Here is an 8,961-nt window from a genome sequence, read left to right on the forward strand (position 1 = left end):
AATCTCCCATGACTGCAATCAAGAACGTGCTGTACATCATGTGCGACCAACTGCGCCGTGATTACCTGTCGTGCTATGGCCATCCGCATTTGCACACGCCGAATATCGACCGTCTGGCGCAAGCGGGCGTGCGCTTCGCCCGTGCCTACACCCAGGGCACCATTTGCGGACCTTCGCGGATGTCGGCCTACACCGGTCGCTACGTCAGCAGCCATCAGGTGGCGTGGAACTCGGTGCCGTTGCCACTGGATGAGCTGACCATTGGCGATTATCTGCGTCCGGCCGGAATTCGTACTGCGCTGGTGGGCAAGACCCACGCCACGCCGAATCTGGATGCCCAGCAACGTCTGGCTCTTGTGCCCGACAGTGCCCAGGCCGAACACCTCAACGAAGTAGGCTTTGAAGCCTTTTTTCGGCACGATGGAATCTTTCCGGACGATCCGCTATTCGCTGACAAACGTGAAAGCGCGCCTTACACCCACCATTTGCGCAACCTGGGTTTTACCGGCCCCAATCCCTGGCATGACTGGGCCAATGCCGCCGAAGGCGAGAACGGCGAAATCCTCAGTGGCTGGAGAATGCGCCATGCGCATTTGCCTACACGCATTGCCGAGGAGCATTCGGAAACGGTCTACACCACCGATCGCGCCATTGATTTCATGGCCGAGCAGGGCGATCAGCCGTGGTGCCTGCACCTGTCGTACATCAAGCCGCACTGGCCGTACATCGCCCCGGCGCCTTACCACGCGCTGTATGGCAAGGAGCAGGTGATCCCGGCGATCCGTCCGCAAGCGGGTCAGGAGAGCGATCACCCGGTGTATGCCGCTTTCCGCGAACACGAGGAAAGCCGTAACTTTTCCCGCGATGAAGTGCGCCAGAACGTCATCCCTACCTACATGGGATTGATCAAGCAGATTGACGATCAACTCGGTCGGCTGTTCGATGTGATGCAAGGCACAGGTCGCTGGGACGACACTTTGATCGTGTTCACCAGCGACCATGGCGATTTTCTCGGCGATCACTACCTGGGCGAGAAAGAGTTCTTGCTTGAACCTGCCGTCGGTGTGCCGCTGATCGTGCGTGATCCGCGCCCGGCTGCTGACGTGACGCGTGGCAGTGTCGATCAGCGTCTGGTGGAAACCATCGATGCCTTGCCGACCTTTCTCGAAGCCTTGGGCCTGCCCGCAGCCGGACATCGTCTGGAGGGGCGTTCGCTGATTCCGCTGTTGCACGGCCAGCAACCCCAATGGCGCCAGTTCGCGATTGCGGAATACGACTATGCGTTCCAGGCTCCGGCCCGGGAGCGCCTCGGCCAGCCGATCGATCGTTGCCGGATGTACATGGTGCGTAGCGAACGCTTCAAATACCTGGCCTATGACGGCTTCCGCGCGCAATTGTTTGATCTGGAAAACGATCCTCAGGAGCTTCACGACCTGGGCGCTGATCCGGCGTTTGCACAGGTGCGCGAGCAGCATCAGGGCTATCTGTTCGAGTGGTTACGTGGGCTGAAGCGACGTACCACGATCAGCAACGAAGAGATCGATCTGCGCGGCAAGCGCTTCCGTTATGGCGAACCGGAGGAAGACAAACTGGTACTGATTGGCGTCTGGTGAAACCTCGCGGGCGTGTGAGCGCCCGCGAACGCTTCAGGCACCTTTGAGGGTGACGCTTTGCTGCCCGGCGACACCGAGCGGTACTTCGCCCTTGAGGGTCACCCGACGCACGATGCGCTCTTGCTGACCATAGTCGTCCACGGCGTAATGCTGGGTCGAACGGTTATCCCAGATAGCCACGTCGCCTGCCTTCCAGCGCCAGCGCACCGTGTTCTCCAGGCGGGTGACATGGCTCTGCAACAGATTGAAGAGATGGGCCGAGTCGCCGGTTGAATAACCCTTGATGCGTTTGACGAAGTGGCCGAGCAGCAGACTTCGTTCGCCGCTGATGGGATGAACACGCACGACCGGGTGTTCGGTTTCATACACGGTGGAGGCGAACACCTTGCGGTACTGCTCAAGCTTTTCCGAGGTCACGCCCGGCTTGATCCCGGCATAGTCATATTCGTTGCTGTGCACGGCCCACAGTTTGTCGGCCAGTTCGCGTATCTCGGCTGTCAGGTCGTTATAGGCCGCAGCAGTATTGGCCCATACCGTATCGCCGCCCGAGGCCGGGGCAATTACCGAGCGCAGGATCGAAGCCTTGGGGTAGGCATCCACGAAAGTGACATCCGTGTGCCAGGAATTGGCCCGCTGACCGTCGGCACCACTGAGTTGCATCAGGTAACGGGTGCCATCGCGAACCGGCACCGTCGGGTGTGCGACAGGGTCGCCCAGCAGTTTGGCAAAGGCTTCCTGACTCTGATCGTCGAGATGATTCTGATCGCGAAAGAACAACACCTTGTAATGCAGCAGGGCGTCTTGCAGGGCTTCCACAGTCGCGGCATCCAGATCGGCACCCAGGGCGATGCCATTGACCTGTGCGCCAATGCGGCCGGCGACAGGTTGAATCTCCAGTTTCAGGGCGGTGGGTTGTGCAGCAAATGCAGCGTTGCTCATGGCTGATCCTCTTTATCTATCGTTAGAACCAAAAGGTCTATTTGATGTTTATTTTGTTCGTTGACGGCATAAGAGCTTGCATTTAAAACCTCAATCCACTTGCCGGGCCAATACCTTTGGCCTCATTTTCAAATGCCTGGAATGCATATGGATCTGCGTCAATTACGCTACTTCGTCGCGCTCAACGAGCACCGCAGTTTCGTCCGTGCGGCAGACGCCATGGGGATTACCCAACCGGCGTTCAGCCGCAGTATTCAGGGCCTTGAGCAGGAATTCGGCTGTGTGCTGATCGAACGCGGCAACAAGGATCTGCGCCCGACGCCGGAGGGCCATGTGGTGTTGCAGCATGCATTGCGGCTGGTGCAAGGCGCGGCATTGCTGAGCAGCGAAGTGGCGCAGATGACCAAGCTGGATGCTGGCGAAATACGCTTCGGCTCCGGGCCTGCGCCTGCTGCGCGGCTGATCCCCGAGTCGATGTCCCGTTTCATTGAGGCCCATCCCAGGGTGCGCACCTATCTGGAAGTGAACAACTGGGAAAAGCTCGGACGCAGCCTGGGCCGCGAAGAAATCGAATTCTTCGTCGCCGACACCCGCCAGTTCGAGTCAGACCCGAACTTCGAGACCCGCCCGCTGAAGTCCCGTCGCGGCCTGTTCTTTTGCAGAGCCGGGCATCCTTTGCTGAGCAAGGAAAGCCTGTCCACCAACGACATGTTCGATTACCCGCTGGGCGCCACGCTGATTCCACCGGGCATCCGCAAGGGGCTGGCCAACCTCAGCGGCCGCTCCGACTTCACCCTGCACATCGAAACCGCACACTTTCCGGTGCTGATGAAGATCGTGCAGAACTCGAACGTCATCGGCATCGGCCCGCAAGAGGCCCTGGAGCAGGACATCGCCAACGGCACCCTGGCCAGCCTGCACTGGCGCAACCTGCCCAACCAACTCGACAGCCTGAGCGCCCGCTATGGCATCGTCAGCCGTGCGGGCTTCAGATTGTCCCCGGCGGCGCGGGCAATGATCGAGATGATTCTGGAGGTGGACGGGGCCTGACTCCCAACCGCGCAAGAGCCAATTCATTCGCGAAGGGGCCGGTGCATTCAGCAACAAATACATGCTGGAATGCGTTCGGTCCCGATGGTCATTTCTGCCAAACCCACTCACTCACCTTGAACGGCCTGCGAATCAGCCGCTCTTTGGCCGCGATATCCACCGAGGCCTGCAGGGCGGCTAGAAACTGCGGGTCGAGTTGCGAAGGGAAGAGGGCGCTCATTTTTTCCGTGCGCAGGTCTTTTTCCAGGATGGCCGCCGGGTAGTTGGCATAACTGGACACCAGTTCGATGTAGGCCTGTTTGTTGGCGTCGTCGGTCAGCCATCGTGTTGCCTGTTGCTGGGCCTTGAGCAGGCGGGCGATGACTTCGGGGTGGGCATCGACGAAGGCGCCGTCCGCGACCAGCACGCCCTGAATATTGCCTGCGCCGCCCAGGTCCTTGGAACTGAGAGGCAGTTCAGCTAGGCCCTTGGCTTCCAGAGCGGTCAGGCCCGAGAGCGCCCAGGTGGCATCGATCTGTCTGGCGGCCAGTGCTGCCAGTGCGGCATTGAAGTCCAGGTTGATGACTTTCAGGTCTTTCTCGCTCAGGCCCTGGCTGGCCAGCGCCGTGTCGAAAGACAGTTGGCTGGCCGTACCACGGAATATCGCGACCCGTTTGCCCTTGAGGTCTTGCAGGGTCTTGATCCCCGAGCCCGGCACTACCGCCAGATAATGCTTGATGCCGCGTGCTGAAGCGCTGAGCAGGCGGGTATCGAGGCCGCTGGATTTGCCGATGATGGCTGCCAGATCGCCCAGATAAGCCAGATCCACCTGGCGGTTGGCAAAGGCTTCATTGATCACCGGGCCTGCGCCCTTGAAGAATACCCACTGAATCCTGATGCCCTGATCGGCAAAGGCCTTTTCGTAGATCTGCTGACTGCGCAGCACGTCCACGACGCCGCCTCCGCTATTGCCGGTCCCGGCGCTGAGGTCCGGCACGGCGATGCGGATTTCCTTGAGGTCGGCGGCATGGCTGACGATGGAGGTCAGGGCAAGGGCGCAGCCAAAGGCCAGGGATTTGAAAATCTTTTTCATGGGCTGTCCTGATGATTCACGGTGAACTGCTACTCAGACACAGCTTCGCTCAATGCAATAAATAATATTAAGGCTGCTTTTAATCACTCGATTGCATAAGCCGCAAGATAACTGGGCTGCTGCATGACATGCATTGCATGCAATAAAAGTATTCTTTAAATGCATTGGATGTCTGGCCTGCATAGACCCTTAAATGGCGCTACTTATCTCCCAATGGAATTCGTATCTGCTTTTATAGATCAGATAAGAATATGGAGATAGCCTTTATGCAGCAGCCGACAGCGGAGTCCTGATATGGCGCGTGAGTCCCTCCTTTCCATTCCCGCACCCGTTACGGTTCCGCGCAGATGGGCGAGCGCAACGCTGTTCAAGCGATTGCTGCTGGCCTGGTATCTCCCGCTCGCACTGGCCTTGCTCTGGTGGGTTGCCAGCCGCAATCACTGGATGAGCGAGCAGATTCTGCCGGCTCCGACGCTGGTTTGGCAGAGCGCGCTGGAGCTGTTTGCCAGCGATCTTCCCGGCAATCTGTGGATCAGCCTGCAACGCCTGTTCTGGGGGCTGCTGGCCGGTATCTCGGCGGGTGCGCTGCTGGGCGCCTGGCTGGGTTTCAGTCGCCGTGCAGAACGGCTGGTCTTGCCGACCTTCAGTGCATTGGCGCAAGTGCCGACCCTGGCATGGATCCCGCTGTTCATGGTCCTGTTCGGCATTGGCGAGATGCTCAAGCTGGTGGTGCTGATCAAGGCGGTCATTGTGCCTGTGACCCTGCACACCCTGATTGGCGTTCGTGATGCCCAGCCCCGTCTGCGAGAAGCCGCAGCGGTCCTGCGCCTGCCTGTTCACTTGCTGATCCGGCGCTTGATACTGCCGGCGGCCTTGCCGTCGTTCATGGCCGGTGTGCGACTGGCGTTGGCCTCGGGCTGGTCTTCATTGCTGGCGGTTGAGCTTCTGGCTTCGAGTGAAGGCATCGGCTACCTGATGGTGTGGGCGCGGCAACTGTTCATGCTGGATATCGTGTTTGTCTGCATCGCGGTGATTGGTGTGATTGGCGTACTGATGGATCGCGGCATCGGCTTCGCGGATCGCAAATGGGTATTCTGGCCGCATGCCGCGACCGCCGAGTTTCGTGGTCGCGCACCGGCACAAGGACTTGACCGTGTCGTGCCGTGGATTCTGCCGTTTGCTTTGCTGGCACTCTGGCAAGCTGCCAGCCAGTGGGGCTGGGTCAATGCCAATATTCTCGTGTCACCGCTGCTGGTTCTGGAAAGCTTGTGGACCGGCCTGCTGGATGGCTCGCTTGTGCAAGCGATGGGCCTGAGCCTGAGTCGGGCACTGGGCGGACTTTTGCTGGGCGGTATGCTGGGTTTCTCGCTGGGATTGTTGCTGGGCCTGTCGCAACCGCTGGAGCGGTTTCTGGGGCCGAGCCTGGCGGCGTTCAGGCAGGTGGCGATTTTTGCCTGGGTGCCGTTGATCACCGCCTGGTTTGGCCTGGGCGAACCTGCCAAATGGGTGTTCGTTGGCCTTGCAGCATTTTTCCCGCTGTTCATTGCGACCCAGCGCAACGTTGCCAATCTGTCGCCACAACTCAAAGAGGCTGCTCAGGTCCTGCGCCTGAGTTTGTGGCAACGTCTGCGGAGTCTGGTATTGCCCGGCGCTGCGCCGGGGATTTTTGCCGGGCTGCGCCTGAGCCTTATCTATGCCTGGCTGGGCACCATTGGCGCCGAATACTTCATGCCGTCCAATGGCGGTATCGGCAGCCTGATGATTGGTGCGCAACAACTGCTGCGCATGGAGGTGATCATGAGCGGCATGCTGCTGGTGGGCGTGACCGGCGCGGCACTCAACGAAATCGGACAACGCATTGAAGCGCGTGCCACGCGCTGGAGGCATGCATGACAGCCCAGACCCAATCCATCGTCAATTTCAAGCATGTGGGCAAGGTGTTCCAGACCGGCCATGGCGATGTCGAGGCGATTCGCGAATTCAACCTGCAGGTCGCGGAAGGCGAATTCATTACCATCGTTGGCTCCAGCGGTTGCGGCAAGTCCACGTTACTGCGGCTGTTGATCGGGCTGGATACCGAGTTTCGCGGCGAGATTCTGGTCGACGCCAAACCGGTCAGCGGGATTGGTAGCGAACGCGGAATTGTCTTTCAGGAGCATCGTCTGTTTCCCTGGCTGACGGTCGAGGAAAACATCGAGCTGGGCCTGGTCAACGAAGGGCTTGAGCTGAAAGAGCGACGTCAGCGGGTGACGGATTTCATTCGACTGGTTGGCCTCAAGGACTTCACCCGGGCTTATCCGCATCAGCTTTCCGGTGGCATGGCCCAGCGTGTGGCGATTGCCCGCGGGCTGGTGGCGAGTCCGCGTATCCTGTTGCTGGATGAGCCGTTCGGCGCACTGGATGCGTTGACCCGTCAACAGATGCAGGAAGAACTTCTGGCCATCCGCGAGCGGGCCAGAATCACCACGGTATTGGTGACCCACGATGTGGAGGAGGCGATATTTCTTGCTGACCGGGTGGTGGTCATGGAGCCAAGACCGGGTCGTATCAAACGCATCGTCGACATAAAACTGCCGCATCCGCGCCAGCGCAGCAGCTTCGAGTTTCATCAGTTGCGGGAAGAACTGCTGCATGAGCTGACCAGCGACGACCATTACGTGCTGCGCGAGCCGGAGCAGATCCGTAATCTACCGGCGGCGTTTATTGCCTGTTGAGTGTTATGGGCAATTCGCGAATGAATTGGCTCCTGCACGGTGGGAGCCAATTCATCCGCGAAAAGGCTGGCGTATCAGGCCGCCTTGTTACGCACCACCGTTTCCAGATAACCCTGAACCCTGGCCTGTTCCTCAGGCGTGGTGAACAACCCCAGCTTGCTGCGCCGCCACAGAATGTCTTCGGCGTTGGTGGCCCATTCACTGGCGCACAGGTAGTCGACCTCGCGGGCATACAAGCCTGCACCCAGGTGTTCACCCATGTCTTCCAGACTGGTCGCGCCGTCCAGCAACTGCCAGCTGCGGCTGCCGTAGGTGATGGACCAGCGTTGCGCGACAGCAGCCGGCAACCATGGGAGACGTTTGCTCAATTCGCTGGCCAGTGCCTGCGGTGTGGTCATGTCTTCGGCGCCGGGCAATGCAGCCTTGGCGGTCCAGCCTGGTTTCATCTGGGTGAAGAACGGAGCCAGTTGCGCCATCGCCGATTCGGCCAGCTTGCGATAGGTGGTCAGCTTGCCACCGAACACCGACAGAATCGGTGCTTCGTTTTCACTGCCCGACAGCGACAGGGTGTAATCCCGGGTGATGGCCGACGGGTTATCCGACTCGTCGTTGCACAGTGGGCGCACGCCTGAATAAGTGTGCAGCACGTCGCTGCGGCTCAGTTGCTTCTTGAAGTGGTCGTTGGCCACTTTCAGCATGTAGTCCATTTCGCCATCGGTGATCTGCACCTTGGACGGGTCACCCTGATATTCACGGTCGGTGGTGCCGACGATGGTGAATTTGTCCAGGTACGGAATGGTGAACACAATGCGCTTGTCTTCGTTCTGCAGAATGAAGGCGTGCTCACCTTCATAAAGTCTTGGCACGATCAGGTGGCTACCCTGAATCAGACGAATGCCGTACGGCGAATCCAGTTTCAGATCTTCGCGAATGAACTTGGCGACCCACGGACCTGCCGCATTGACCAATGCCTTGGCGTGTATCGAAAACAGTGTGCCGTCGGCGCGCTCCATCTCCAGATGCCACATGCCGTTGACGCGACGGGCGTTCAGGCAGCGGGTACGAGTGTGGATGTGGGCGCCGTTTTCCCGGGCGGCCATTGCATTAAGGACTACCAGACGCGCGTCATCGACCCAGCAGTCCGAGTACTCGAAGCCGCGGCTGATGGACGCATTGAGCGGGCTGTCCGCGCCGAAACGCAGGCTGCGTGAGGCTGGCAGCTTTTCGCGCTTGCCCAGATGGTCATACAGGAACATGCCGGCGCGGATCATCCATGCCGGGCGCAGATGCGGGCGATGCGGCAATACGAAACGCATCGGCTTGACGATATGCGGCGCCTTGGCCAGCAGGACTTCACGCTCGGCCAGTGCTTCTCTCACCAGACGAAACTCGTAATGTTCCAAGTAGCGCAATCCACCGTGGATCAGCTTGCTGCTGGCCGACGAGGTATGGCTGGCCAGGTCGTCCTTTTCACACAGGAAAACCGACAGGCCACGGCCCGAGGCATCGGCTGCAATCCCGACACCATTGATGCCACCACCGATCACGGCAATGTCGTAGACCTCGGAAAGCG

7 protein-coding genes are annotated in these 8,961 nt (G+C 59.6%); 4 read left to right on the top strand and 3 right to left on the bottom strand.

Translation table 11 applies throughout. The features are described from left to right. Window positions 1-8: 8 nt before the first annotated feature. Window positions 9-1,613: an alkaline phosphatase family protein gene (locus tag ALQ04_RS04000; protein WP_122314560.1), complete on the top strand. Its 1,605-nt coding sequence runs from the start codon at window positions 9-11 to the stop codon at window positions 1,611-1,613. A gap of 33 nt (window positions 1,614-1,646) precedes the next feature. On the opposite strand, the gene ALQ04_RS04005 is transcribed toward ALQ04_RS04000, so the two are convergent. After that, a complete protein-coding gene (locus ALQ04_RS04005) occupies window positions 1,647-2,552 on the bottom strand; it encodes a TauD/TfdA family dioxygenase (RefSeq protein WP_122314561.1) in 906 nt (301 codons plus the stop codon). 147 nt (window positions 2,553-2,699) lie between these two features. Here ALQ04_RS04005 and ALQ04_RS04010 point away from each other — a divergent pair, with 147 nt between their 5' ends. Continuing rightward, window positions 2,700-3,602: a LysR family transcriptional regulator gene (locus ALQ04_RS04010; RefSeq protein ID WP_122314562.1), complete on the top strand. Its 903-nt coding sequence runs from the start codon at window positions 2,700-2,702 to the stop codon at window positions 3,600-3,602. A gap of 88 nt (window positions 3,603-3,690) precedes the next feature. On the opposite strand, the gene ALQ04_RS04015 is transcribed toward ALQ04_RS04010, so the two are convergent. After that, a complete protein-coding gene (locus tag ALQ04_RS04015) occupies window positions 3,691-4,674 on the bottom strand; it encodes an ABC transporter substrate-binding protein (RefSeq protein ID WP_122314563.1) in 984 nt (327 codons plus the stop codon). A 294-nt stretch (window positions 4,675-4,968) separates the two neighbouring features. Here ALQ04_RS04015 and ALQ04_RS04020 point away from each other — a divergent pair, with 294 nt between their 5' ends. Together ALQ04_RS04020 and ALQ04_RS04025 are read left to right on the top strand one after the other, a co-directional pair. Next, window positions 4,969-6,567: an ABC transporter permease gene (locus ALQ04_RS04020; RefSeq protein ID WP_122314564.1), complete on the top strand. Its 1,599-nt coding sequence runs from the start codon at window positions 4,969-4,971 to the stop codon at window positions 6,565-6,567. Then, window positions 6,564-7,388 carry an ABC transporter ATP-binding protein gene (locus ALQ04_RS04025; RefSeq protein WP_122314565.1) on the top strand — a complete coding sequence of 275 codons (825 nt, stop codon included), beginning with the start codon at window positions 6,564-6,566 and terminating at the stop codon, window positions 7,386-7,388. Before ALQ04_RS04020 ends, ALQ04_RS04025 begins: the two co-directional genes overlap by 4 nt. A 74-nt stretch (window positions 7,389-7,462) precedes the next feature. On the opposite strand, the gene glpD is transcribed toward ALQ04_RS04025, so the two are convergent. After that, a partial coding sequence (gene glpD / locus ALQ04_RS04030) for a glycerol-3-phosphate dehydrogenase (RefSeq protein ID WP_122314566.1) occupies window positions 7,463-8,961 on the bottom strand: 1,499 nt, incomplete at its 5' end.

This window comes from Pseudomonas cichorii (assembly GCF_003700275.1).
GTDB lineage: Bacteria > Pseudomonadota > Gammaproteobacteria > Pseudomonadales > Pseudomonadaceae > Aquipseudomonas > Aquipseudomonas cichorii_B.

Coding starts and splice junctions, on each gene's coding strand:
- ALQ04_RS04020 (WP_122314564.1), top strand. CDS start 4,969: ATGGCGCGTGAGTCCCTCCTTTCCATTCCCGCACCCGTTACGGTTCCG.
- ALQ04_RS04025 (WP_122314565.1), top strand. CDS start 6,564: ATGACAGCCCAGACCCAATCCATCGTCAATTTCAAGCATGTGGGCAAG.
- ALQ04_RS04000 (WP_122314560.1), top strand. CDS start 9: ATGACTGCAATCAAGAACGTGCTGTACATCATGTGCGACCAACTGCGC.
- ALQ04_RS04010 (WP_122314562.1), top strand. CDS start 2,700: ATGGATCTGCGTCAATTACGCTACTTCGTCGCGCTCAACGAGCACCGC.
- ALQ04_RS04005 (WP_122314561.1), bottom strand. CDS start 2,552: ATGAGCAACGCTGCATTTGCTGCACAACCCACCGCCCTGAAACTGGAG.
- ALQ04_RS04015 (WP_122314563.1), bottom strand. CDS start 4,674: ATGAAAAAGATTTTCAAATCCCTGGCCTTTGGCTGCGCCCTTGCCCTG.